Genomic DNA, 25,264 nt, shown 5'->3' with positions numbered 1-25,264 from the left:
ACCTGGCTCGTGCATCACCGCAGCGGGACGTTGAAGCGCGTCACCACCTGCACGGGCGCCGCCCACGAGCGCACCGGTCCTGGCAGGCCCCCGCGCGACTGCAGCAGCACGCGCGCTGCCCGCCGCAGGTGCGTGCGGAGGTCGTGGTGGAGCACCACGGAGACCCGTCCGCTGCGCAGGAGAGCGAGGTGCTCGGCCGCCAGGTCGTGCACGACGACCGCGAGCGGCTCGTGGCCGTGCTGCACGAGCGTGTCGAGCACGGCGGTGACGCCGCCGGCCCCGGCGTACATCGCGTAGACGGCTCGAACGCCACCGCCGTCTCCCTCGTGGAGGGTCGTGCGCAGGTCCTCGACGACGGCGTGGGCGCGGGTCTCGTCGTCGCGGACCTCGAGCACGCGGCGCGACCCCAGCACCTCGGCGAAGCCCGCGGCGCGCTCGTCCTCGCCGAGGTCCGCACCGCTGCTGCGCACCACCAGGACCGCCGGCGCCCTGGCCCGGGCGGCGGCCGGGCCGAGCCACTGGTCGACCAGGTGGGCAGCGGTCCGACCGGCACCGCGGTTGTCCGGGCCGACGTAGGCCGTGCGCGGCGAGCCCGGTAGGTCGGTCACCAGCGTCACCACCGGGACACCGGCTGCTTTGAGCGCGGCCACGGCTCCGACGACACCGGGGTGCTGCGGCGCCTTGAGCACCACGCCGTCGGAGCGGGCGCCCGCGGCCTTGCGGAGCGCCGCCAGCACGGGTGCAGGACCAGCGCCCTGGAGGAGGTGGAAGCGGGCGCGGACGACGGCGGGCCGCAGACCCGGCAGCTCCGCCTCGAGCGCGGTGCGCACCTCCACCGAGAAGCGCAGCGGGGCCTGGACCACCACGTCGAGCACCCACGTGCGCCCGCCGAGCTGCAGCTGGTCGGCCTGTCGCTGCAGGTCCGCGATGGCCCGCTCCACCTGCCGGGCGGTCGAGGGCCGCACGCCGTCACGGCCGTGCAGGACCCTGTCGACGGTGGCCTCCGACAGGCCCGCCTGGGCGGCGATCTCGCGCACGCGGAAGGGGTGGCGCACCCGCACAGCACACCACGTCGGCTGAGGGGTTCTTGAGGGGTCCGCCCCTCCGGGTGGGCGTCTGCCGGGCCTAGCGTCGCTGTCAGCGGCGGACCTCCCCGCGCACCACGCCCCACAGCTCGACGACGAGAAGAGGCACCCCCGTGACCGCCACCCCGCTCCGCCCCAGCGCCCCGGCGCGCACCACCGTCGCCACGGGCTGGTACTCCCCCGCCGACTGCTCCCTGGACGACTTCCGCGCGGTCGTGGAGGCCGGCCTGGCCGAGACGTCACTCGACGACTACCCGTACGCCGACGCCCTGGAGCAGGGGGTGCTGGTCTACGGCGCGCGGCTGCGCGAGCACACCACCACTCCCGAGGGCCGCCGCGACGTGCAGGCCGAGCTGGCGCGGGCGCTGGCCGACGGCCCCGGCATCGTCGTCGTCAAGAAGGCCTTCGACACCGGCGTCGTCGACCGCGCCACGGACGTGTTCCGCGCGATGATCGAGGAGCAGGAGGCAGCCGGTGCGGTCGTCGGCGACCACTTCGCCAAGCCCGGCGCCAACGACAGGATCTGGGGTGCGCTGGACAAGTTCGCCGTCCGCGACCCCGGGGCCTTCGCCGCCTACTACGCCAACGACGTGCTGGCGCTGGTCAGCGAGGCGTGGCTCGGCCGCGGCTACCAGGTCACCTCGCAGGTCAACGTGGTCAACCCCGGCGGGCAGGCGCAGACGGCGCACCGCGACTACCACCTGGGCTTCATGGACCAGGACCAGGCGGCGGGCTTCCCTGCCCAGGTGCACGTCCTCTCGCCGGTCCTGACGCTGCAGGGCGCCGTGGCGCACGTCGACATGCCCGTCGAGACCGGTCCGACGCTGTACCTGCCCCACTCCCACAAGTACCCGGCCGGCTACATCGCCTTCCACCAGCCCGAGTTCACCGCGCACTTCCTCGAGCACTCCGTCCAGCTGCCGCTGGCCAAGGGCGACGCCGCGTTCTTCAACCCGGCGCTCTTCCACGGGGCCGGCAGCAACGCCAGCACCGACGTGCGCCGCATGGCCAACCTCCTGCAGGTCTCCTCCGGCTTCGGCCGGGCGATGGAGGTCGTCGACAGGTCGGCGATGGTCGCGGCGCTCTTCGAGACCTTGCGCGGGCTGAAGGCGGCGGGCGCCGACGAGCGGTCGCTGCGCAACGTCGTGGCGGCCTCCGCGGAGGGCTACGCCTTCCCGACCAACCTCGACCGCGACCAGCCGATCGGCGGCCTGGCCCCTCAGACCCAGGCCGAGCTGGTCTGGCAGGCGCTGTCGCAGGGTTGGGAGCGCGCGGCGCTGGTCGAGGCGCTCGACGCCGCCGGGGAGCGTCGAAGTTCCGCTGTCTGAGGCACGCCCGACTGCGGTCGTGGGCGTCGCGAGCGCCAGCCGACGCCGCGCCCGCGACAACGACCGGCGATGCTTGACGGTATGACCTGACAACTCGCTAGCATCACGGCGCGGCGTCGTGCCGCCCGGATCTCGACGACGAGGAGCACCACCGGTGACCAGCCCCAGCACTCCCACCAGCTCGGCGGTCGACCGGCCGGTTCGGATCGCGCTGATCGGCAGCGGCCGCATCGGCCAGGTGCACGCCCTGGGCGTGCACCGCTCGGAGGGCGCCGCGCTCCAAGTCGTCGCCGACCCGTTCATCGCGGGAGCGGAGTCGCTGGTGGCCAGGTTCGGCGGACGAGCGACCGCCGACGCCCTCGCGGCCATCACCGCAGACGACGTCGACGCCGTCGTGGTCGCCTCCCCCACGTCCACGCACGTCGACCTCATCGCCGCCTGCCTCGACGCCGGCAAGCCGGTGCTGTGCGAGAAGCCGATCGACCTCGACATCGCCCGCGTCGACGGCCTGCGCGAGCGCGCCGCACAGGCGTCGGTGCCGGTGGCGCTCGGCTTCAACCGCCGCTTCGACCCGCACTTCGCCGAGCTGCACCGCCGCGTGCAGGCCGGGGAGATCGGTCCCCTCGAGCAGCTGACCATCACCAGCCGCGACCCGGCGCCAGCTCCCGAGGACTACATCAGGGCGTCCGGCGGCATCTTCCGCGACATGACCATCCACGACTTCGACACCGCCCGCTGGTTCGTGCCGGACGTCGTGGCGGTCACCGCGGTGGGCCTGCGGCAGTTCTCCGACGTCACCGCGAGGCACGACGACTACGACGGCGCCGTCGTCACGCTGGTCGGCGCCGGCGGTCAGTCGGTGAGCATCACCAACTCCCGCCACTGCGCCGCCGGCTACGACCAGCGGCTGGAGGCCACTGGTCCGCTGGGCACCCTCACCGTCGGCAACGCCACCGACACCCTCGTCAGATCCTCCACCGGGGCCTCGGGAGACTCCAGCGCCCCGTTCCAGACCTTCTTCCTCGAGCGCTACAGCCAGGCGTACTCCGCGGAGCTGGAGGCGTTCCTCTCCGCGGTGCGGGGAGGACCGATGACCAGCCCGGGCTTCGAGGACGGACGCGCCGCGCTGGTGCTCGCCGACGCCGCGGGCGCCTCGGCCCGCGAGGGCCGCACCGTGCGCGTCGACCTGTCGGCCTGACGCCGGTGGGCTCCACGACCCGCCACGAGCTGGTCGCCACCTGCTGGACGAGCGCCGGCGACGTGGTGCCGGCCGCGCCCGATGAACGCAGTCCCCTGCCGCTCGCCGAGCGCGTCCGCGCCGTCGCCGACACCGGGTGGGTCGGCCTGGGACTGCTGCACGCCGACCTCGAGGCCCTCGGCGCCAGCTGCCTCGGCGAGCTGGCAGACCTCCTGCGCCGCGAGGGCCTGGGCCACGTGGAGGTCGAGCTGCTCGACGGCTGGTGGGCCGGCGAGGACGACCACGGGTGGCGGACCCGCTGGGAGCTGCTGCTTGCGGCGGCGGGCGCGCTCGGGGCAGCGCACGTCAAGGTGACCCCACCGCCCGTGGAGCACACCGACGACCTCGTGCCGCGCCTGCGGGAGCTCGCCGAGGAGGCCGGGGCGGTCGGCACGCGGCTCGCCCTCGAGCCGCTGCCGTGGACCGCGGTGGCGAGCGTCCCCGCCGGGGTGGAGCTCGCCCTCGCCGTCGACCGCCCGGCGCTGGGCGTGTGCGTGGACGCCTGGCACGTCTTCCGCGCCGGCACCTCGCTGGAGGAGCTGGCCGCGGCCCTGGAGCGGGGCGGGCGGGCGGTGGTCGTCGCCGTGGAGCTCGACGACGCCGACCCCGGCGTCGTGGGGACCCTCTTCGAGGACACCCGCGACCGCCGCCGCTACTGCGGTGAGGGCTCCTTCGACCTGGCCGGCTTCGTCCGCGTGCTCCGCGCGGCGGGCTTCGACGGCCCGTGGGGCGTCGAGGCGCTCTCCGCCGAGCACCGCGCCCAGCCCCTGAGGGAGGGGCTCGTGCGAGCCCGCGACACCGCGCTCGCCGTGCTGGCGGGCTCCACCGACGTCGAGCCTGCGCCCGCCCCTCCCACCACGGGGCCCCGATGACCGACCTCGAGACCCCTGGCGCGCCGACCGCAAGGGGCACGGGGGACGCGGTCCGGAGCAGTCGCATCCGAGCGGCTGACCGGCGCAGCGGCGTCGCTGGGTCTCCGGCACACTCGTCGTCCGTGCCGAGACCACCGACGATTCGCGACGTCGCCGCGCGCGCCGGGGTGTCGAAGTCGCTGGTGTCGCTGGTCATCAACGGCTCGCCCCTGGTGCGGGAGGAGAAGCGCGCTGCGGTCCTGGCCGCCGTCGAGGAGCTCGGCTTCCGACCGAGCGCGACCGCCCGCAACCTCAGCTCGCGGCGCACCGGTGTCGTCGGCGTGCTCGTGCACGACCTGCGCAACCCGTGGTACGCGGAGGCGCTGGAGGCCGTCAACGCCCGGCTGCACACGGCTGGGGCGACCATGCTCCTGGGCGACGCCCGCCTGGACGCCGCCGCTGACGAGCGGGTGCTGCACACCTTCGTCGACCTGCGCCTCGACGGGCTGGTGCTCGTGGGCTCCCTCGACCCCACTCCCGCGGTGCTCGAGGCGGCGAAGCGGCTCCCGACCGTGGTCGCGGGAGCCCGCGACGTCGACCTCCCCGACGTCGACGTGAGCGTGCAGGACGACCTCGCCGGTGGCGGGTTGGCCGCGGAGCACCTACTGGCGCTGGGCCACCGGCGACTGGCCCACCTGGCCGGCAGCACCGGCGCGGTGATGCGCCTGCGCGAGAAGGGCTTCACCGACGTCATCAACGGGACCGCAGTCGACCTCGAGGTGGTGCGCACCGCCATGACCGAGGACTCCGGCTACCTGGCCGCGCTGGAGCTGCTGGGCCGCCCCGCCGACGAGCGGCCCACGGCCGTCTTCGCCGCTGCCGACGTCGCGGCGCTGGGCGTCCTGCGCGCAGCCGCCCAGCACCGGTTGCGGGTACCTGAGGACGTCTCCGTGGTCGGCTTCGACGACGTCGCGCTCGCTCGCCTGCCCGGCACGTCCCTCACCACCGTGGACGCCAGCAGCGCCACCGTCGGCGCCACGGCGGTCGACCTGCTCCTCGACCGGGTCGCGGACCGGTCGCGGGAGCGCCGCACCGTCGTGGCACCCGTCTCGCTGACGCCGCGCCACACGACTGCGCCGCCGCCGAGCCGTTGACGCCACTACTGCTGGTCCGCCAGGATCAGCAATGTTTGGACCGGTCCAAGTCTTGAGCTGAGGAGTCGATGGTGACGAGCGCAGCGCCGCGCCCGCTGGGGGTGGCCGTGGTGGGCTTCGGGTGGATGGGCAGGGTGCACGCCCAGTCCTACGCGCGGGTGACCCACCACTTCCCCGACCTGGGCGTGCGCCCGGAGCTGGTGGTCGTGGCCGACGAGGTGCCCGGCCGCGCCGAAGCCGCCGCGGCCCAGTACGGGTTCGCCTCCGCCGTGCAGGACTGGCACGAGGTGCTCACCGAGCCACGCGTCGAGGCCGTCAGCGTGACGGCGCCGAACTTCTTCCACCGCGAGATCGGCGCCGCGGTGGCCGCCGCGGGCAAGCACCTGTGGATCGAGAAGCCGGTCGGGGTGGGCGCGGCCGACGCCACAGCCGTCCGGGACGCCGTGGGTTCCGCGGGGGTGCGGGCGGCCGTTGGCTTCAACTACCGCTGGGCGCCCGCGGTGCAGGAGGCGCGAGCGAGGATCGCCGCGGGCGCGATCGGCGAGGTGGAGGGCGTGCGCATCCGCCTGCTCTCGGACTACGCCGCCGACCCGGCGGGCGCGCTGAGCTGGCGCTACTCCCGGGAGCGAGGGGGCGCCGGGGTGCTGGGAGACCTGGCCTCCCACGGCGTCGACCTGGCCCGCTACCTGGTCGGTGAGATCAACGCCGTGGTCGCCGACACCGCGGTCTTCATCCCCCGGCGGGCGGTGCCGTCGGCGGCGACCTCCGGGCACCAGCGCGTGGTCCTGGGCGAGAGCACCGCGATGGGCGACGTGGAGAACGAGGACGCCGTGACGGCCCTGCTGCGGTTCGCCTCCGGTGCGCGCGGCGTGCTCGAGGCCAGCCGCGTCGCCGTCGGTGAGCAGAACACCTACGGCTTCGAGGTGGCGGGCAACCACGGCGTGCTCCGCTGGGACTTCCGCCGGATGGGTGAGCTTAGCGTGAGCGGCGGCCGGGCCGGCGACGGCTCGGTGCTCTACCAGGACGCGCCCACCCAGACGCTCTTCGTCGGCCCCGGGCACGGCGACCACGCCGCCTTTCAGCCGGGTGCCGCGATCGCCATGGGCTACGACGACCTCAAGGTCGTCGAGGCCGCGCGCTTCCTGCGCGCCGTCGCCGACCCGGCGCTCCCCGCCGAGCGCGGGCCCGCGACGCTGGACGACGCCGTCGCCAGCGCCCGCGCCCTGGACGCGATGAGCCGCTCGGTGACCAGCGGAGCGTGGGAGCCGCTCGCGTGAGCGCAGGCACCAGGCCCCTGCGGGTGGGCGTCGTCGGGTGCGGCGTCATGGGGACCGATCACGCCCGTCTGCTGGCGCGGCAGGTGTCGGGTGCGGTGCTCACCCGGCTCACCGACCTCGACGCCGGGCGTGCCCGCTCGCTCGCCACCGAGCTGGGCGCTCGGACGAGCGCGGACGGCCCTTCGCTCATCGCTGAGGACGACGTCGACGCCGTCGTCGTCGCGTCCGCGGACGCCACCCACTCCGCGCTGGTGCTGGCTGCTGCGGCGGCCGGCAAGCCGGTGCTGTGCGAGAAGCCCCTGGCGCCGTCGCTCCAAGAGGCGGCACGGGTGGTCCGCTCGCTGGAGGCGGACGGCGCCGAGCGGCTCGTCACGCTGGGGTTCATGCGCCGGGTCGACCCAGCGCACGTCGAGCTGCGCGACGCGCTGCGCAGCGGCGCCGTAGGGACCCCGCTGCTCGTCCACGGCACCAGCCGCGGCGTCAGCGCCGGTCCGGGCGCCACGAGCGAGGGCCTCATCACCGGGTCCTTCGTCCACGAGGCCGACTCGGTGCCATGGCTTCTCGGCTCTCCGGTCACCCACGTGTGCTGGCAGGCACCGCGCCGCAGCGCAGGAGGCCCAGAGCTGCAGGACCCGCAGCTGCTGCTCCTGCGCACCGCCGACGGCGTGCTCACCACTGTGGACGTGCTCCTGGGGGCCCGCTACGGGTACGACATCTGCTGCGAAGTGGTCGGCGACGCCGGTGCCGTCGCGCTGTCCGGGGCCACGCACGCCACCTCCCTGACCACCCGGTCAGCGGACCTGCTGCGGACCAGCGCCTACGCCGCCGACTGGCGCCCTCGGTTCGCTGAGGCGTACCGGCGCGAGCTGCAGGCGTGGGTGGACGGTGTGCACGGCCTCCCGGCGCCTGCCCTCGCCACCGCCCGGGACGGGTTGGTGGCGGCCGCTGTCTGCGACGCAGCCGTCGGCTCGATGCGCGCTGCCGTCGACGGCGCGGGTCCGTGGGTGCCCGTGGTGGTGCCCGCGTGAGCGCGCTCGGCACTGCCCTGCCCACCGCGCTGCCCGAACCGCGCACTCCCGACCCGGTGATGGCCCCGGCACTGCGCTGGGGCGTCATGGGGACCGGGTGGATCGTCGAGAGGTTCGTTGCGGCGGTGCGGGCGGGAACGCGCCAGCGGGTCACCGCCATCGGGTCCCGCAGCGGCGACCGCGCCCGGGCCGCCGCGCAGCGGCTGGGGGTCGAGCGCACCTGGGGCAGCCGGGCTGAGCTGGTCGCCGACCCGGCCGTCGACGTCGTCTACGTGGCCACCGGCCACGCGGACCACCTCGCCGGTGCGCTCGCCGCCCTGGAAGCGGGCAAGCCGGTGCTGGTCGAGAAGCCCCTGGCCCTGGACGCCGCGCAGGGGCAGCGGATCGCCGACGCCGCCCGCTCCGCGGGCGTCTTCTGCGCCGAAGCGCTGTGGAGCTCCTACCTCCCGCGGTGGGACGTGGTGCGCCAGCTGCTCGACGACGGCACCCTCGGAGCGGTGAGCGCCGTCGACGCCGACCTCGGCGAGCACTTCGACCCCGGGCACCGCGTCTTCGATTCGGAGCAGCACGGCGGACCCCTGCTCGACCTGGCCACCTACCCGCTCGCGCTGGCCACGTGGGTGCTCGGCGAGGTCACTGCCGCCACCGCCACGGGGGTGCCCCACGCCAGTGGCGTGTTGGGGCAGGTAGGCGCCGTTCTGCAGCACGGCGAAGCGCTCTCGTCGGTGCACACCACGCTGCTGGGAGACACCCCGACGACGGCGCACGTGGTCGGCGAGCGCGCCACGCTGCGCCTGCCGGGTCCCTTCTACGCCTCCGGCGACGTCGTCCTCGTCCCCGCCGGTGGGTCAGGGGCGCGCCCGACCCCGGTGGTCCGCCGTGAGCCTGAGACCGGGCACGCCGGCCTGCACTGGCAGGCGGCTGAGGTCGCGCGGTGCGTGGACGCCGGGCTCACCGAGACACCCCTGCGCTCGCTCGACGCCTCGCTGGCCACGCTGCGCGCCCTCGACGCCGTGCAGGCAGCCGTCCACGGCGTCGCCGCCCAGTGACCTGTGGCGGGGTCTGGGCGTCCACTCGGCTCCGGGTGACCGGAGCGCCGTCGATGCGGTCCTCAGCGCCTCCGCGCCGTGCCCGTGGCCAACGAGCCGCAGGGTCCTCGTGGGGGCGGCGCCGACACCGTGCCTGCGGCAGTGCGAGCTCGAAGTGCAGGTGCCAGGCGTCATCGACTACCAACTTTTTCTCATCTCACGTCTCGAGGCCACCATCCCGAGTACCGATTGACGATCGCCATCTCCGGCAGATGGACCTGCGGCTAGCGAGGTGGAAGGAGCACGCCTCCGGCGTTCATTTGATCCCACTCGAACTCCAGGCCACCCAGTGTGCGCGCTGCCGCAAAGGTGCATATCGCTGCGAGGACCATCACGGAGATCACCGGAACGGCCACCCGGGCGGGCTGCCGGCCGCGCAAGATCGCATAGACCGTGAGCACGGCAGCCAGGTTGACCACCACGATGCCCATCAAGAGCATCGACATGCCAGCGACCATGGTGTGGTCCTCCTGTTCTCGGCTCGCTCGTCACTGCGTCAGCGAGTAGTCAACGCCGCAGAAACTGATCATCCCTCCTGCCCTTATGCGCGTGGTGCACCAGGGCGGGACGGGTCATCCAGGCAGTACACCTGGCCGTCTCGTCGTCGTACCAGTGATGGCCACCAGACGCCTCGACGAGGCCGTTGAGGTGCCGAGTCGTCTCGGTGGCCGACTCCTCTCCGGACGGCTCATCGGCGCCAGGCCCGCTGTCTTCACGGCTTGTGTTCAAGTCGCGTTTGACCCGTTCGGTGGCCCGTCTCACTTTGCTGCGTCGAATGACACAGCGCGAAGCGCCCGGGCCGCTCTCGTGACGGCGCCAGCCACGGACCGACGTGCCGCTCCCAACCAACGCCGGCCAGCCACCACTCCCCCGTCCACGGCCGCTCTTCGGTGAGGGAACACCGCCGGTGAGGCGCCTCGACCGTCGTAGGGACGCGCCCCGAGTCTCGCGCGGCGAACTGCTCCGCGGACCTCGCCGACGACGCAGCAGGCGCCGACTCTGACGGGCTGGCGCCTGCTGCGGGGGTCGCTACGGCTGTGGCTCGGGTCCGAGGCGCTCATAGGGGAGGAGCTGCTCGGCGACCAGCCACTGCTGCAGCAGCTCATGCCGAGGCGAGGTATGAGCGACGTAGATCTGCCAGCCCGCGCCCACCCGGCGGCGGTCGATGACGATGCCGGGGTAGTCCGCCTCGGAGCCGACGACCCACACGAACGGGTTGCCCGCCGGGCGGCGCTGGCGCATCGCCTCCTCCGCGGCAAGGCGCTGCTCGGTGTTGGCGGCGACCAGCCACGCGGGCAGCGGTGCCCCCTTCTTCGCCATCCCTCCGGCCACGGCTGTGATGCTGGTCTTCGCCACCGACACCGGGAGGCCGCGCGGGTGAGTCAGCCTTGCTGGAGCCTGGCGATGAGCGCATCGAGCCGCGCGACCAGCTCGTCGATGTCTGCCTGCTCGACGGCCGGCGTCGCACCGGCCGGCGGGACCGTCTCCGGAGCGGTGGCGGGCCGTGAAGCCGTTGCAGACGCGGTGGCCTCGTCCTCGTCCTCGGCCTCGTCCTGGGTCGCGGCCGGCTCCTCGGCGGGACGGCTGGGCTCGGCTGCGCGGTCGCCGGAGGTCGCGTCGACGGCCTCGACGTAGGCCTGCGCGGACTCGGGCATCCGCGTGGCGTCGGAGAAGAGCTGGAAGTTGCCGTCGTCCTGGGGTGCGTTGAAGAGGATCTCGTAGGCCAGCTGCCCCGGGCCGTTGCCGGCGTTCGCGGCGAACCAGTCGACCATCCCGGTGACGTAGGCGCTCTCATCGCCCATCTCCGCGCGGCCGGACCACTCCGGCACGGCCAGCGGCACGCCCCACTCGGCGGCCTGCTCGCTGTAGGCGTCCAGCCCGACCGGGATGCCGTCGTCGCCGCGGGCGTCGAGCTGGGCCTCGAAGTCGGCTGCGGAGGTGATGGTCGGCCAGCCGTTGTAGGTGTCCACACCGAGCACGTCGGCCTGGCCGTCGCCGGGCCAGGTGGTGCGCCAGTCGAGGTCGGTGCCCGAGCTGGTGACGTTGACGCCGTAGACGAGTTGCGCCTGCGGGAAGACGTCTTGCTGGATGGCGCGGTAGCGCGTCCAGGCGGTCTTGAAGGCCTCGGCCTCGCCAGGGCTGACCGTCCAGTCCCACCCGGCGAGGTTGAACTCGTGGAAGGGGCGGATGTAGGTGGTTCCCTTGCCGGCGCGCAGCTCGGCCATGCGGGTCAGGGACTTTCGCCAGCGGTCGTCGTAGGCGCCGTCGGCAGCCGTGGCCCAGGTGTCGCCGTCCTGCAGGCCGCCGGGGGCGATGTCGATGGCGCCGTCGAAGTCGGCGACCTCTCCGCCGGGGGCGATGGAGTACAGCTCGGTCTGATTGTCGCCCTCGTCGGCCCAGGTGCCGACGATGTCGACCGGATCTCCGCGCCACTGGCCCAGCGCCCCGTCCGCGGCTCCGTCGCCGGAGGCTCCGGACAGCCATGCCTGGCCGTCGCTGACCGGTGGCGACGGAGTGGCTTCCGCGTCGGCGTCGCGAGCCGTCGGGTCGCTGGTCGCCGTCGCCGTCGGCGCTGCGGTGGGCTGCTTCGTCGTGTCGGACGTCGGGGCGGTGGTCGCCGACTCCATCGCCGATGAGGCAGCCGGTGACGGCTCGGCCGCGGGGTTCGTGGCGGCCAGGGCGACGCCGGTGGCGGTGCACAGGAGCGTCAGCGCTCCAGCGGTGACCAGGGCAGGGCGCGCACGACGCGCGGCGGGAGTGGGCTGGCGGTGCTTGGGCATGGTGATGACTCCTCTTGTCGGGTCTGTTGGTGGTTCTGGCAGGTGGATGGAGGTGGGCCTCTCGCCGGGCTGCTGACGTTCCGGTTCAGCGGCCCGGCCGGAGCCGTAGTTCGGACGCGCGCATGGCCATCGGCGCTGCCTGTCGCTCCGCCGACAACAGGGCGGCGCCGAGCCGCTTGTCCGCAGGAGGGCGGGAGCGCCCCGCTGCCGCGGCCACCGTCTGTGGCAGCTCGGTCGTCAGGCGGTCAGCCACGACCTCACCGAGCCGACGTGCGTCGAGCCCGGCGGCGAGCAGCGGCGGTGCATCCGGGTTGACGGCATCAGCCTGGTGCGGCCACGACGGCACCCACGTCAGCTCGGCTGCACCCCCGAAGCCGGCTGGCACGAGCCACTTCCTGTCCTCCAGGCATCGGACGGTCACCTCGGAGAGCGCGTCTGCGGTGCTGGTCGAGGCCCTCAGCAGTTCCATGGCGGCCTGCCTTGCTCGCCCTGGCGTACCCCTGGCCCACAGGAGCCCTCGCGCAGACGGCTCCGCGGCGCTCAGGGTGGCGATGAGCTGCAGCTGCACCAGGACCGCGGAGTCGGAGGCCTCCACGGTGCTGGCACGGCCGGGTTGGCGTCCGGCCCGGTGCAGGGCTCGGCTGAACTCGACGGCGACGTCCCCGAGCGTCGCCGCCGAGCTGGAAGCGCCGGACGGCGTCGTGGCGGGCAAGGTCAGCTGCTCTGTGCTCGACAGAGCAGTGCAGGCGTCCCCGCTGACCCGCCCGAGCAGGCGGTAGGCGAACTGGACGTGGGCGGGGCTGACCTGCTCGGCCGTCCGCACCAGGTGCGTCAGGCGCTCGAGCGCAGCCGGGAGGTGCTCGGGACGGCGGATGATGAGCGCGGCCCGAGCGACCGGTGGCGTGCGCGTCCGGAGCACGGGCAGCGGTCCGCTGCCGGCGAGGGCGACAACGGGGACTGCGGCTCCGCGCAATCGGGGAGCCGCGTCGAGGAGCGCGGCAGCGTCGTCGTGCCGCCCTGCGGTGTGACAGCAGACGGCGAGCCCCTCGTCGAGGAGTGACAGCGCGTGGGTGAACTGCGCGACCTCGTGCACCGCGGTCCACGCTTCGCTGCCGAGACGCTGGTCGAGTGCGTCGAGGCGGCTCCACTCGTGGTGGGCGAGGACCGCATCGGTGGCCGCCCTCCGCCAGACCTGCCCACCGGGTCCCGATCCCTTCTGGGCCAGGCACTCCGCCAGAGAGATCTTCGGCAGCGGCTGGTGCTGTGTCTGCAGCACGCGTCCGAGGTACTCGACAGGGTGCATCTCACGCTCGCTCTTGTCCCAGCGACGAGGGGTGTGACGGGGAACCTGGCTGACGACGAAGAGGACGTCCGTCGCCAGGGTCATCACGGCCCGTCGCGCGTGCAGGGCTGCATCGAGGTCGTTCACGGCTGGCTCGGATCCGAGCTTGACGAGGTGCGCCAGCCGGACGGTCAGGTCCTCGCTGTGCCCGCGCCAGTCACCACTCACTGCCGCCACCTGCCGATGACCGCCCGCAGCCGACGGGCTGCGATGGCCGTACGGAGCCTCTCCGACGCGTCAGCACTGACCTCCACCGCTGTCTCCAGGTCGGCGATGGCGCTGCAGACCAGCTCCAGCGCGTGCTCATCCCCCCAAGCCCCGCGTTCGGGGTAGGTCAGAGGGGGCAGCGGAGGGTCGACGTCGATAAGGTCGGTCACGACGTCCGCGACCTCGTCGACGAGGTCGAGGGCCACGGGCGACGCCTCAGGATCCGCGAGTACCCGGAGCAGGGAGCGCAGTGCATTGCGCACCGCCGGGTGTGGGACGTGGGTGGTCCTCGTCTCGCGGGAGCCGAGTAGACGGGAGGTGCGGTCATCCATGAAGCGGACGTTGATCCATCTTCGGTACTCGACGAGGTCGGCCGCCCTACGCCTGTGGACAACTGCGCCAGTCGTCCACAGGACGCGTGGGCGTGGACACGTCGACCGACAGGCGCTGGGGTGTGGCGTTCGAGGAGCGGGCAGCACGAAGACCTCCTGGACGGTGCGGGAGGCTGGCGAGGCTGCTCAGGTGCGGTTGCCCGTGCGGTGCAGTGGTGGCCCCGAGAACACGGAGCACTGAGCGGGCAACCAGCTGCGGCGACCGTCGTGGTGTGATGAAGGACGACGACTCCGTCGAGCGCTGCAGACCTCTCAGGCTCCCGGAGGGCGACAGCTCCCGTGCCGCGGGCGGCGACGCCTCCTGCGGCTCGCACGGGAGGGATTGCGCTGCGCGACGCGCCTCAGCCCGGCGACGTGACCGGGACCACCGCGGACCGCGGCGCTCGGTGCGCGTGCTCCTGCGCCTCACCGAGGAGCAGGCGGTCGCCGTGGAGGAGGCCGCTCGCGCGGCGGGGCTGACGCTCTCGGGCTACGCCGCGGAGGCGACCGTCGCCGCTGTTGCCGGCAGCCGACCACCGATTTCTGAGCCCCTGCGGGCTGCGCTCGGCGATCTCATCGACGCACGGGCTCAGCTGCGGCGGCTAGAGACGAACGTCCACCTCGCGGGCAAGGTCCTCCACCGCACGGGAGAGCCGCCGTCGTGGCTGCGCGCTGCGATCGCGGACGCAGCGCAGGCCGTCGTCCACGTGGACGAAGCAGCCCACGCCATCACCCAGAAGCTGAGGTGAGGCCGTCATGATCGGTAAAGTGGTCCGCGGTCAACGGGTGGCTGGACTGCTGCACTACCTCTTCGGGCCCGGCCGGGTGAACGAGCACATGGACCCGCACGTCGCAGCCGCATGGGATCCGCGGTCGGTGCACCAACCTGCCATGGTGGACGGCAAGCACGACCTCCGTGCGCTCACCACGATGCTCCAGCAGCCCCTCCTGGCGGACTTCCGCAAGCCGTCCAAGTCGGTGTGGCACTGCGCTCTGCGCACTGCCCCGGCGGACCGCCGCCTGAGCGATGCGGAGTGGGAAGTCGTCGTCAGGGAGGTGCTCGACCGGACAGGTCTCGCCTCCAAGGACGACGAGGGCGGCTGCCGCTGGGTGGCGGTGCGTCACGCGGCAGACCATGTGCATGTGGTGGTCACGCTGGCCCGGCAGGACGGACGCAGGGTCTCAACGTCCAACGACTTCTACCGCGTGGGCGAGGCCTGCCGCTCGATGGAGGCGCAGCTGGGACTGCAGCTGACCGGCGCGACCGACCGCACAGCCGGCAAGCAGGCCTCCCGCGGCGAGGTGGAGAAGGCGCTGCGCCACGAGAGGACCGAAGCGCCGCGAGTACTCCTGCGTCGGGCCGTGCTGAGCGCTGCAGCGGTGGCCAACTCTCCTGCCGCCTTCGTCACCGAGCTGCGCGCGGCTGGAGTGCTCGTGCGCGAGCGGCGCAGCGAGCAGGACCCCGACGTCATCACGGGGTACGCCGTCGCGTGGCCCGGAGACCACAACGCCGAGGGCCAGCCGGTGTGGTTCGGTGGCAGCAAGCTCGCACCCGACCTGTCCTGGGGTCGTCTCGCCGCTCGCTGGGAGACGCCGTCGGGCCCCCTGCCTCCGCAGCTGACCACCGACCCCGCCCTGCGTCAGGACGCCTACCGACAAGCGACCCAGACCGTCCGCGCCGCTGCCCGAGCGCTCGGAGACCATCAGCGCATCACCGAGGCCGATGACGTCGCCACCGCGGGTGGAGACGTCATCGCGGCCGCGGGGCGATTGGTCGAGGGACGCCAGGAGGGGACGGTCCATCGAGTCACGGACCGGTACCAGCGCGCTGCACGAGCTTCCTGGGGCAGGGTGCCCCCCGCCTCCCCTCTAGGGGCCTACCTGCGCCGCGCAGCTCGCGACCTGGCCCGTCTGGCCCGCGCGAAGCGCGGAGAGGGACAGGAGGTCGCCGACCTCCTGATGGCGACGGGCGCCTTGGCCGCGGCGCTCGCCGACCTCCGCGCGACTCAGCACCGTCGGGAACAGGAAGCGGCAGCCAGGGAAGCCGCCACGGCGCTGCGAGGCGCAGCGCACCTTCTGCACCGCGCTGCGCCGGCCCCGAGTGCCGGAACCGCCACCGCGCACCCGACGGTGACGGCAGCCCCTCGGCAGGGACGGGGCCACGCGTGAGCGCCGACAACTCCGACCCGCACGAAGAAGGCGTGCAGCGTCTGGCCCAGCTGGGCAGCCTGCTGACCTCGGCGGCCGAGGCAGCGGTGCGGATCTCCTCCATCCGACGCCGGCTGCGGCCTGGCCGGCCCGCCGCCCGCGAGCCCGAGACCCAGGCCGCGATCGAGCGCGCACCCGACGCGGTGAGCAGCTCGACGTCGCCGTGGAGCCACCCAGCCGACGTGGACGCTGGCGGCACCCTTGGAGCGCCGACACGAGCGGTCTCGACAAGAGTCCTCCTCGCCAGCGCCGCCGATCACGGTCCCACCCCAGCAGGTCCGACGACGAGACCACTGCGCCGGCCCGAGGAAGACCTGTACGCGGTGCACCACGAGGCGCTGGCCTTCTTCCGGAGCCACCTGCCGCGCAGCTGGGTGCCCGAGTACCTCGCTGCGCGTCGGCTCGACATCGCCCTCGAGGACCCGTGGTCGGCCGGGTACGCGCCGGCCGGGTGGACCGCGCTGACCGACCACCTGCGCCAGCGCGGGTGGGGAGACGAGGTGCTCGTCGCCTCAGGGCTGAGCAGGCGTGCGTCCACGGGCAACCTGATCGATCACTTCCGCGACCGCCTGGTCCTTCCCGTCAGGGTGCGCGACGACGTCGTGGCCTTCGTCGGCCGCTGCGCCGAAGGTGCAGACAGCCGCACGCCGAAGTACCTCAACAGCCCCGCGTCGGCCATCTACGACAAGTCCGCCACGCTCTACGCAGCGAGAGACCCTCGCGACGTGCGGTGGTGGGGGGCGACACCTGTCCTGGTGGAGGGGCCTCTCGACGCCATCGCCGTCTCCTCCTGCCAGGGCACCCGATGGGCCGGTATGGCCCTGTGCGGTACCGCGATGTCAGAGCGCCACGTCGCGACTCTCGTGGGAGCGCCGCGCGGGGAGCACCCCACCGTGATCGTCGCCACCGATCACGACCGTGCAGGCGAAGCGGCGGCGGAGACGGCGTTCAGGCACCTCGCCCCCCGCGGCGCCAGCCTCCACCGCCTCCAGCTCCCCCAGGGACAGGACCCTGCCGACGTCCTGCGGCAGGAGGGAGCCGGCCACCTGGCCTTTCTCATCAGCAACGAGCGGGTGCCTCTGCTCACCTCCGTCATCAACGCCCGTCTCGACGCTTGGAGGGACGAGCTGCAATGGGTCGAGGGCCGGGTGAGAGCTGCACGACACGTCGCGCCGCTCGTCGCGGTCCTTCCCGAAGAGGCGCGAACAGTTGCGAGCCGCCAGCTCGCGGAGCGGCTTGACCTGCTGGCAAGCACGGTCGACGCGGCGGTCCGCGCCGCAACCCCCACTGCTGGCAGCACCTTCGCCGCACGGCCCGGGACAGCCCGCCCGCCCCAGCATGACCGAGTCCCCAGCGAGCAGTCGCCGTCCCGGAGCCGAGGGCGATGAGTCGGCCCGGCGATGCAGGCGGCGCAGCTGGAGTGGTGCACCACCCGGCATCGGTGGCTGACTGTCGGATGTGGACGTCCATCTCGTTCCCGGTGTCCGCATCGACCACATCCAGAGGGTCCTGAAGGAGGCGCAGGAGGCTCTCGCGTCCGTTCGGAACGTCGGCTCGAACCAGGCGGTCGACACCTTCAACGCCTATGTCAGGTGGGCCGGCTCGCGCCTGCCGGTGCTCTCGAGCGTCGTCACCGGTCCAACATTGGACGGTCTCGTCACCTCCCGCGGCTACTACCTGGTCCACGGAGTGGATCCACGCGCACTCGGACAACAGCTGACGCACCTGGTGCTGAGCGAGGTCGAGCTGCGCCTCAGGGCCTTCGAGGAGACCCTCGTCGAGATCGCCTCTCGACAGCGGATGTGGGAGTCAGCGGGGACGCTGCTCGTTCCCGACACCAGCGTCCTCATGGGCCAGGAGCCGTACCTGCCCGAGGCAGCCTGGGAGTCGTACGTCGCAGACCGGGGCGACAGCGTCGAGGTGGTCGTCCTCCACCAGGTGCTGGTCGAGCTGGATCGCCTCAAGGACCGCGGCGACGCTTTGCGGAAGCCAAAGACCGAAGCAGCGAGTGCGACCGATGCCAACACCCGGACTCGGGCGCTCAGAGTGCTCGCCTGGTTGGAGGTGAACGTCGCCGAATCGAAAGAGCGCTTCGTCATCCGTCCCGACGTCAGCGCCGGAGGGTGCCGAGTGTGGGGACGGCTACTCCTCGACGGGCCGCACCATGTGCCGCTGCCGGTAGGAGACTCGGAGATCATCACTCAGGCACTGCAGATCCAGCAGATGGCTGACCGGCCGGTGACCCTGATCAGCTACGACAGGCACATGCTCTTCTCAGCTAGGCACCTGGGTCTGGCGGCCGTCCGTCCGACCACTTGACACCGTCACGCCACATGCCGCTCGACCGTGCAGCGGGCGAAGGGACCGGTGCGTCCCGTCAGGACGGTGAAGCTGGGGTCGAAGTGGCTCAGCAGCCAGCGGGAGAGGCCGAGCCCGTCGTCCTGGTGCAGCACTTCCCACGCGCGCCACATCGCCTCCAGGCGCAGGACGGCCTCGGGGTGGTCCTGCCAGCTCGCGCACCAGCGCACCTCTCCCCCGAAGGGCCGCTGGAAGACCTCGAAGACGAATTCGCGCACCCAGACCTCGGCAGACGTGTACACGGGAGGCACGGGAAAGCCGGGCGACTCCGGCTGTGACGCGGCGTCCGCAGCAGCTGGCGCGTCCGCCCTGGTGAGGGAAGCGAGGTCTTCGACGTCGCTGGTCAGGCGCGTCAACCGAGCGTCGAGGTCAGCGAGGACGGCGTCGTGGTCGCGGGGTGAGGGCCGGTTCACAGGGTGATCTCCTCTGGGGCTCAGTTGCGTCGACGCCGAAGGCCCGGCCGGCACGTGTGGTGAGCAGCTGCTCAGCGACGTGCATCTCCCGCCGGACTGCGGTGGCCCGCTTGCTCTCGTACCAGGGCGTCAACCCGACGTAGGCGGCGCGGCACCCGGTAGCGAGCAGCACCGCGCTTCCCCGCGGGAGGGCTCGCACGGCGTCTGCGGCGAGGATGCGCTGGCTCCTCGTGCTGGTGGAGGTGCTCACCTGGCCCCGGGTGCGACTGGTCGAGCGGACGACGACGTCGTGGTCTCCGATGAGGCGTGAGATGTCCTCAGCGACCTTGGCGTCGTCGAGCCCCGAGCCAATGACCTTGCAGGTGGCAGCCGACCACAGGGCGTCCATCCCGTGCTCACCCCACACGCGCGTCCCCTGCCGGTAGGACTGGAGGATCGTGAGCGGCACGACGCCTCTGGACCCGAGGTGCGAGTAGAGGTCGGGCAGATCGCTGATGCGGCAGACGTTGGCTGCCTCATCGAGCACGACGAGCATCGGTGGGTCGAGCCTTCCCCCGCGACGCTCGGCGGCTCGTACCGCCTCGCGCATGACCCGGTCCGTGATCGCCGCCACGAGCGGGGCCGCAGCGCCGGCACCGTCTCGCGAGAGCAGGTAGAGGGACTGCCGGGAGACGGCGAAGTGGACCGCGTCGAACTCCTCGGCTGTCGTCCCTGAGACGCCCCCAGCGCCAGCTCCACCGCCAGGCGGAGCGGTGACCCACGACATGATCGCCTCGTCGCGAAGGCACTGGGCAGCCGTACGCGCCGTCTCGAAGACACCGTCGCGGGTCTCGGGGGCACCGAGCTGGCGACCACGAAGGCTCGCGGAGGCGGCGGCACGCCCGTGCCGGGCCAGCAGCTCAGCCGGTTCCGGCGTGGTCGGGTCGTTGAGCCAGCTGTAGACGTCGTGCAGGTCCTTGCCGGCGTCCGCGGCAGCCAATAGGAGGCCGGTGAGGAGGTCGTGAGCGGCCGACGTCCAGAAGTCGCGGTTCCGGGAGCCCCTCACCTCTTGGACGAAGTGGCCCGCCAGCCGGTGCGCCTCCTCAATGTTCGTGACTCCTCTGAGCGGATTCCACCACCAGGTCTGGGGAGCGAAGACGATCTGCTGCGGGTCGAAGACCCAGACGACCTCCTGGGTCTCCTGCGCCCGCAGCTGGGCGGTCGCCGTCCAGAGGTCCGCCTTGTTGCTCGTCGCGACGACGGCCCCCGGAGCGTCGAGCACCGCAGGGACGCCGAGCGCCGTGGTCTTCCCCGCTCGAGGGGCCATGACCGCGAGCAGCACGTCCTCCCACGAGGCGCGCAGCTCACACTCCCGCCGTCGCTCGCCGTTCAGGTGTCCCAGCGCAACCCCCTTCTCCGACGGCGGGATCCGGCGGGACGAGGTGCTCGCCAACGAGGGGCGGAGAGCAAGAGCGCGACGCCCAACGCCCGCCGGTGCCAGCACCGCGACGTCGGACGCCCGCGCCAGTGAGCTGAGCGGCACGGACCGACCCAGCACCGGGCGCCTCACCACGACGACGCCTCCTGCGGCGGCGATGGCCAGCAGCTCCAGGAGGAAGACGACAGCCACGACCGTCGAGGAGACGCCGGGCCAGACGCTGGACGGACCGTCGAGCAGCTGAGCCCGCACGAAGGGCAGGCCGAGCGACGGTCCGACCCCTCCACGACCGCTGAGCCACGAGGCGGTCCATCCAGCGGTCCACCACAGGCCCGCGACGGCGACGGGCGTCCACAGCGCCACCAGCAGCAGCCAGGGCCCGGATCCGCCAGCTGCTTCGAGACCGCCACCGCTGTCCGCGCGCCTCACGACGTCGGCCTCGGACCGGCGCGGTGGTCGGTCTCGTACAGGCCGGGTTCGTCACCCACAAGCTGCATCTCGACCGGGATGCCGATCCTCTGTCCCGTCTTGATCAGGTACTTGCCGCGTCCAGGATGGCGTCCGCCGGAGTGCCAGGTCTCGGGTGAGGACCACGAGGCGACGAGCTGCCGCTCCGCGGTGGTCAGGTGCACGATCCGGCTGAGCTCGTCCAGCTCCCGCATCGGCAGCCCAGCGAGGACGGTGATGGCGCAGCGGTCGACGAACCCCCTGGCCTTGGCGCGGTCAGCCTCGCTGGGGAGGGCGCTGAGGTCGTCCAGGGAGTGGGTGACCATCAGGTGGGCCACGTCGCGACCGCGGTAGACCCGCGTCAGCGCATCGGCGTGGTCGACGAGCCCCGGGGCGCCGCGCAGGGCTCGCCAGAGCTCGTCCAGCACGGCCACGAACCGCCGGCGCGGCGCCAGACCGGCGTCGGCGAGGGCTGCGGCCGCGTCGATGACGGCGAAGCCGTAGGACCACGTGGACAGCATCGCCGCGGCGAGAAGCGTGTCCCCGGCTGAGGCGACCGCTGAGATGTCCACGCTAATGGCTGACGCACTGAGGTCCAGGGGCGTGCTGGTCGGCCCGTCGAAGACGCCGCGCAGGGAGCCGTCGCACAGGGTGCGCAACGTCTGCCGCAGGCGACGGGTCTCGAGGTCGTACTGCTCTGCTGACGTGACCTCCGCCGCGGACATGACCTGGTCCGGCGCCTGGCGCAGCAGGCTGAGGACGTCCGGCACCGTCGGTTCACCACCCCGTCCGGCGTGGGGGTCCGTGAGGAGGTCGATGGCCGCGCCGATCACGGCCTCCTCGCCGTTGGTGACGGGGGCGGAGATGCGGACCAGCGCCGCCAGCGCGAGCACCGCCGAGATCCTGCGCCCCCTCACCTCGGCACGGACGGTGGCTGCGGCCTGACCGGACAGGTGCGTCAGGGCAGCGCCGAGCGGGCCGCTGTCGAGGGGGTTGATGCGGTCCAGACCTCGACCGACGCGGACGACCTGTCCGCCTGCCGAGCCGACGACCGGCGAGTAGTCCGGTTTCGCATCGCCGAGGAACAGCGGCGTCACGCCGAAGGCCATCCCGCCACGGGTGAGGCGCTTGGCGATGGCGCTCTTGCCGGTCCCCGGCTGGCCGAGAACGAAGATCCCGCGGTTGGTGACCAGCCCCTGCTCGAGCCACGCGAAAGGATCGAGGCAGACGACCTCGCCCCACAGCAGGTGCCGCCCGACGGGGACGCCGGAGGCGGGTGAGCCCGACCCGGCGGTGAAGGGGAACAGGCCCGCGGCCTGCACCGTGGTGGCTTGGTACTCCGGGGCGGCCTCCACGTGGATGGGACGCTCGACTGCCGTGCCGCGTGACCGAGGGGCTGACGCTGGTTGCTCCCGCCTCATCCTCGGCTCCTCTGTCCGCGACGAGGCCGGCTCGTCATCGCCACGGGGTGCAGGCCCAGCGGCAGCGTGGCGGCGAACCCGACCGCCTGGCCGCCGTACAAGCGGCGCAGCCGGATGCGCGACTGGTCTGCGCGCGCCTCGACCTCGGCGACCGCGTCAGGGAGCTGCGCCGGGTCGGTGACGGTGCTCGTCACGTAGATGCTGACGAGGACGACGCCGGCTCCGCTGGCCTCCTCGCGTGCGGCCTTGCGGGCCTGTTCCCGGTCGGCGACGTCCCGAGCGGTCTCGTCGCGGCGCTGGGCGCGGCGCATGGCCTCGCGGAAGTCCGCGGCGTTGACCTCCGCTTCCAGCAGTCGAGCGGCGTCCGCCGCTGGCAGCGGTCGGTACAGCACGGCGACGCGTCGAGGATGGCGGCCGGGTGAGTGCAATCGCGAGAGCACATCACTGGTCACCTGGGCGCGGGGCGCCTCACGCCAGCCCCAGCTCACGGAGCAGCCCGAGTCGTGACGCAGATGGTCCCAGGCCTCCTCCACGGCGACCGGTGAGCCGTCGTCCCAGGTGCGCAGGCGGCTCGCGGTGCGGCGCGTGGCCGGCAGCACAACGGAACGCCGACCACGCGTGACGGGGTCGTAGGCGTCGGACACCGCGCCGAGGAGCTGGGTGGCATCTGCTCGACCCAGCACCGTCACGCCGCACCCGGCCAGCGAAGACTCCAAACCGGAGATGAGCCTGTCCAGCTCAGGCAGGTCCCCGGCGGCACCGGCCTCCGTGCCCGCCCTGCGAGGTCGCCTGCGGCGGTCCACGCCCGTGGGGTCGACCGTCACGCAGACCCACGTGCTGACGTGAGCGGCGGCCGCCGGCGAACGCCGGACCAGCTCCTTCAGCAGGCTGCGGGCGTCTCGTGGCGACGAGGGGGCTTCGCGGGCAGCGACCTCGTCGCGCAGGGCGGTCCCGGACTCCGGTGCCGTCTCGACGACGACGCTCACCCACCTCACCGACGGCGCATAGCCCAGAGACGCCAGCCAGGCGTGCCACGCACCGACCCAGCCGTCGGCCTGATCGCGCTCGACGAGCCACGCCGAGGACGCCGCGCACCTGATCGACACCGTGAGCAGTCCGAGGTCGAGGTCACGCACCACCGCGTAGGCACCTCTCGTCCCCTGCGCCTCGATGAGTTGCAGCTTGCCGAGCGGCGCCGGCCAGGCGGCGGCGGTGCTCGCAGCATTTGGTCCGTACCGGCGCGAGCTGCGCCCGGCCCTGCGGGAGCGGCCCCACGTCACGCGTCGCTGGACGTGGACGCCGAGTGGGACGCCTCCGACACGGACCGCCGTCACGCTCGCCACTAGCAGTGCCGGCGCCGCGCTGATGGCACCGACGCGCGGGTCGATCGCGGCCAGGACGAGGGGCACGAGGGCGCAGGCCAGGACGACCGTCGTGGAGGCGGCGTCAAGACCCCACAGCCCGATGCCGCGTCGCAGGCGCCACCCGCCGTACATACGCACCTGGTCGTCCGCCGTCGTCGCGGTGGCCCCGTCGCGGGCGCTCACGACCGTGCTTCACCGATGAGCTCGTCGGCCGCGGAGGACGCGACCTGCCTCACGCCCTCGAGGGCCGCCTGACCGACGGCGACAACCGCGAGAGCTGCGCCGACGGGAACAGCGCCGGTGGCGGTGGCCCCGGCTGCGGTGGTCGCCGTCCCGGCCGCCGTTGACGCTGACCCGGCGCCCGCGGCGGCGCCACTCGCCGGAGCGGCAGCAGCACCGGCGGCGACGGGGGTGGGGGGTGGGGGGCCGGCAGGTGCAGGAGGTGCACCTGCCGGTGCGCCTGACGGCGGCTCAGGACCGGCACTGGGACCGAGGTCGTCCCGCAACCGCGACGCCTGGGCGGATGCGCCCGGTCCCGCTGACGCCCGAGACGCATGGACCGCCGCTGCGGTTGACACCGCCGAGGCCGTCATCCCGACGACCGCCATCCCGCCTCCGCCGGAGGCGATGCCCGAAGTGGTCCAGCTGAAGAACCGCATCAACGCGGGGAGGGCGATGATCGCGAGAAGCATCATGGTCAGACCGACCAGGACCGTCCGAGGGTCCTGGTCGTCACCCATCAGGGCGACGGCTGTGGCGTAGACGAGCGCGGCAACAGGCTTGTAAGCGATCAGCGCGAGCATCCAGCTGAGCACTCGCGGCAGCCAGCTGCGCGTGCCTGCCGTCAGCGAGCCAGCTGCCGCCAGGACGACGACTCCGGCGAGGACGACGACGGCTCCTTCCCGGAAGACCATGACGACGGCCTGAGCGAGTCCCGCGAGCATGAGCAGCAGGCCGAGGACGATGACGGCCCCGCTCGAGTCGACACCGGTCAGCTGCGCCAGGGACATCAGGCGGGCGGAGGGGTCGCCGTCCGCCGCTCGCAGGAGCACCCACGTCGAGAAGGCGTCGCCGGCGCGCAGCGCCGCGGCGGGGGCGGCGATCCCGATCGCCGCCCACAACACGAGGGCGAAGAGACCGCGCCCGATGTCCAGGAGCGGGTCGGGACGCCGCGAGACCATGAGGAGGATCGCCTGCCACGTCACTCCCCCGGTGGCCACTGCCAGCGCCAGCCACGCGACGTACCCGCGGATGACGACGGCAGGCGAGGTCGCGACGTCCACGGACGGCACCGCGACCCACCACCCGAGCGTGGCCGCCATCACCCACGCCGCCCCTTCGCGCATGGCGTCTGCGAAGGGGTCGCCCAGCAGCCCGGTGACGCCGACGGCGAGCACCGGTGCCTGCGCGGTGACCCCGCTCACGAGACCAGGACGCCGACGATGCCGGCCGCCAGAGTCAGCGTCGACAGCCCGCCCAGGACCCAGGGAAGTCCGGCGGCGCCGTCCACGGCCATCGAGGACCGGTTCCGCCTGCCGAGGATCATCATCAGTGCGCACATCCCGAAGCCGAACAACCCGGCGATGATGCCGATCCACTTCATCCAGCTGATGAAGAGCGAGACCGGCCCCTCCAGTCCCGGCGGTGCGGCCGGTGCGGGGTTGGGCACCGCGGCCAGCAGGACGCTGGTCAGCGTCAGGGTGTCTGTCATCGATCGTCCTCACCTTCAGTCACTTGCAGCGAGCCGGTCCTCGGTCTGTCGCCTTCGAGACGACGCACGGCACGCACGCGAACGACCATTGACGGCGCTGGTTGCCTGGCCGCTCCAGCCGGCAGGGCCTCCGCCGACCGGGCGTCTCTAGAGGGAACGGACGTCACCTGCCGGTTG

General features: G+C 73.0%; 23 protein-coding genes. 11 read left to right on the top strand and 12 right to left on the bottom strand.

Annotation, left to right across the window (positions count from 1 at the left end; translation table 11 throughout):
* Positions 1–14: 14 nt before the first annotated feature.
* Complete coding sequence (locus FHN55_RS12465; RefSeq protein WP_139712651.1) at positions 15–1,055, bottom strand: LacI family DNA-binding transcriptional regulator; 1,041 nt, start codon at positions 1,053–1,055, stop codon at positions 15–17.
* 143 nt (positions 1,056–1,198) lie between these two features.
* On the opposite strand from FHN55_RS12465, the gene FHN55_RS12460 reads away from it, so the two are divergent.
* The 7 genes from FHN55_RS12460 (at position 1,199) to FHN55_RS12430 (ending at position 9,009) form a co-directional block, all read left to right on the top strand.
* Positions 1,199–2,413, top strand: a complete 1,215-nt coding sequence (locus FHN55_RS12460) for a phytanoyl-CoA dioxygenase family protein (RefSeq protein WP_139712650.1) — start codon at positions 1,199–1,201, stop codon at positions 2,411–2,413.
* Positions 2,414–2,567: 154 nt separating this feature from the next.
* Complete coding sequence (locus FHN55_RS12455; RefSeq protein ID WP_139712649.1) at positions 2,568–3,611, top strand: Gfo/Idh/MocA family oxidoreductase; 1,044 nt, start codon at positions 2,568–2,570, stop codon at positions 3,609–3,611.
* 5 nt (positions 3,612–3,616) lie between these two features.
* Positions 3,617–4,522 (top strand): sugar phosphate isomerase/epimerase, encoded by a 906-nt coding sequence (locus FHN55_RS12450; RefSeq protein WP_139712648.1) that lies wholly within the window; start codon positions 3,617–3,619, stop codon positions 4,520–4,522.
* A 122-nt stretch (positions 4,523–4,644) separates the two neighbouring features.
* Positions 4,645–5,655 carry a LacI family DNA-binding transcriptional regulator gene (locus FHN55_RS12445; RefSeq protein ID WP_257570924.1) on the top strand — a complete coding sequence of 337 codons (1,011 nt, stop codon included), beginning with the start codon at positions 4,645–4,647 and terminating at the stop codon, positions 5,653–5,655.
* 71 nt (positions 5,656–5,726) lie between these two features.
* Positions 5,727–6,932: a Gfo/Idh/MocA family protein gene (locus tag FHN55_RS12440; RefSeq protein WP_373995730.1), complete on the top strand. Its 1,206-nt coding sequence runs from the start codon at positions 5,727–5,729 to the stop codon at positions 6,930–6,932.
* Positions 6,929–7,960, top strand: coding sequence for a Gfo/Idh/MocA family protein (locus FHN55_RS12435; RefSeq protein ID WP_257570923.1), 1,032 nt, complete (start codon positions 6,929–6,931; stop codon positions 7,958–7,960). The genes FHN55_RS12440 and FHN55_RS12435 overlap by 4 nt, the downstream gene beginning before the upstream one ends.
* The gene (locus tag FHN55_RS12430; protein ID WP_257570922.1) at positions 7,957–9,009 is read left to right on the top strand and encodes a Gfo/Idh/MocA family protein; all 1,053 of its coding nucleotides are present in this window, start codon (positions 7,957–7,959) and stop codon (positions 9,007–9,009) included. Before FHN55_RS12435 ends, FHN55_RS12430 begins: the two co-directional genes overlap by 4 nt.
* Positions 9,010–9,272: 263 nt before the next feature.
* Here FHN55_RS12430 and FHN55_RS12425 read toward each other — a convergent pair whose 3' ends face one another.
* From FHN55_RS12425 to FHN55_RS12405, 5 genes are all read right to left on the bottom strand, one after another.
* Positions 9,273–9,506, bottom strand: a complete 234-nt coding sequence (locus FHN55_RS12425; protein WP_139712645.1) for a hypothetical protein — start codon at positions 9,504–9,506, stop codon at positions 9,273–9,275.
* A 571-nt stretch (positions 9,507–10,077) separates the two neighbouring features.
* Complete coding sequence (locus tag FHN55_RS12420; RefSeq protein ID WP_139712644.1) at positions 10,078–10,380, bottom strand: hypothetical protein; 303 nt, start codon at positions 10,378–10,380, stop codon at positions 10,078–10,080.
* 50 nt (positions 10,381–10,430) lie between these two features.
* Positions 10,431–11,828, bottom strand: a complete 1,398-nt coding sequence (locus tag FHN55_RS12415) for a hypothetical protein (RefSeq protein ID WP_139712643.1) — start codon at positions 11,826–11,828, stop codon at positions 10,431–10,433.
* A gap of 85 nt (positions 11,829–11,913) precedes the next feature.
* The gene (locus FHN55_RS12410; protein ID WP_139712642.1) at positions 11,914–13,215 is read right to left on the bottom strand and encodes a hypothetical protein; all 1,302 of its coding nucleotides are present in this window, start codon (positions 13,213–13,215) and stop codon (positions 11,914–11,916) included.
* A gap of 119 nt (positions 13,216–13,334) precedes the next feature.
* Positions 13,335–13,709 carry a hypothetical protein gene (locus tag FHN55_RS12405; protein ID WP_139712641.1) on the bottom strand — a complete coding sequence of 125 codons (375 nt, stop codon included), beginning with the start codon at positions 13,707–13,709 and terminating at the stop codon, positions 13,335–13,337.
* 446 nt (positions 13,710–14,155) lie between these two features.
* Here FHN55_RS12405 and FHN55_RS22735 point away from each other — a divergent pair, with 446 nt between their 5' ends.
* From FHN55_RS22735 to FHN55_RS12385, 4 genes are all read left to right on the top strand, one after another.
* Positions 14,156–14,497, top strand: coding sequence for a hypothetical protein (locus tag FHN55_RS22735; protein ID WP_180357810.1), 342 nt, complete (start codon positions 14,156–14,158; stop codon positions 14,495–14,497).
* Positions 14,498–14,639: 142 nt separating this feature from the next.
* Complete coding sequence (locus FHN55_RS12395) at positions 14,640–15,917, top strand: relaxase/mobilization nuclease domain-containing protein (RefSeq protein WP_139712640.1); 1,278 nt, start codon at positions 14,640–14,642, stop codon at positions 15,915–15,917.
* Complete coding sequence (locus FHN55_RS12390; RefSeq protein ID WP_139712639.1) at positions 15,914–17,344, top strand: toprim domain-containing protein; 1,431 nt, start codon at positions 15,914–15,916, stop codon at positions 17,342–17,344. The genes FHN55_RS12395 and FHN55_RS12390 overlap by 4 nt, the downstream gene beginning before the upstream one ends.
* Before the next feature lie 70 nt (positions 17,345–17,414).
* Positions 17,415–18,275: a PIN domain-containing protein gene (locus FHN55_RS12385; protein ID WP_139712638.1), complete on the top strand. Its 861-nt coding sequence runs from the start codon at positions 17,415–17,417 to the stop codon at positions 18,273–18,275.
* Between the two features lie 5 nt (positions 18,276–18,280).
* Here the strand turns inward: FHN55_RS12385 and FHN55_RS22730 are convergent, their stop codons facing one another.
* From FHN55_RS22730 to FHN55_RS23765, 6 genes are all read right to left on the bottom strand, one after another.
* The gene (locus FHN55_RS22730) at positions 18,281–18,556 is read right to left on the bottom strand and encodes a DUF4913 domain-containing protein (RefSeq protein ID WP_180357809.1); all 276 of its coding nucleotides are present in this window, start codon (positions 18,554–18,556) and stop codon (positions 18,281–18,283) included.
* Between the two features lie 127 nt (positions 18,557–18,683).
* On the bottom strand, positions 18,684–20,573 hold the full coding sequence (locus tag FHN55_RS12375) for a type IV secretory system conjugative DNA transfer family protein (protein WP_139712636.1): 1,890 nt from the start codon (positions 20,571–20,573) through the stop codon (positions 18,684–18,686).
* Positions 20,570–21,946, bottom strand: coding sequence for a hypothetical protein (locus FHN55_RS12370; protein WP_218974618.1), 1,377 nt, complete (start codon positions 21,944–21,946; stop codon positions 20,570–20,572). The genes FHN55_RS12375 and FHN55_RS12370 overlap by 4 nt, the downstream gene beginning before the upstream one ends.
* Positions 21,947–22,008: 62 nt before the next feature.
* Entirely contained in the window at positions 22,009–23,559 is a 1,551-nt protein-coding gene (locus FHN55_RS12365) for an SCO6880 family protein (RefSeq protein WP_218974617.1), read from the bottom strand.
* Positions 23,556–24,800, bottom strand: coding sequence for a hypothetical protein (locus FHN55_RS12360; protein WP_139712634.1), 1,245 nt, complete (start codon positions 24,798–24,800; stop codon positions 23,556–23,558). Before FHN55_RS12360 ends, FHN55_RS12365 begins: the two co-directional genes overlap by 4 nt.
* Positions 24,797–25,087 (bottom strand): hypothetical protein, encoded by a 291-nt coding sequence (locus FHN55_RS23765; protein WP_139712633.1) that lies wholly within the window; start codon positions 25,085–25,087, stop codon positions 24,797–24,799. The genes FHN55_RS12360 and FHN55_RS23765 overlap by 4 nt, the downstream gene beginning before the upstream one ends.
* Between the last annotated feature and the right edge of the window lie 177 nt (positions 25,088–25,264).

The sequence above is a fragment of the Streptomyces sp. NP160 genome, assembly GCF_006335115.1.
GTDB lineage: Bacteria > Actinomycetota > Actinomycetes > Actinomycetales > Quadrisphaeraceae > Quadrisphaera.
The sequence above is the reverse complement of the archived record's forward strand: the minus strand, read 5'-3'. Positions and strand labels throughout refer to the sequence as shown.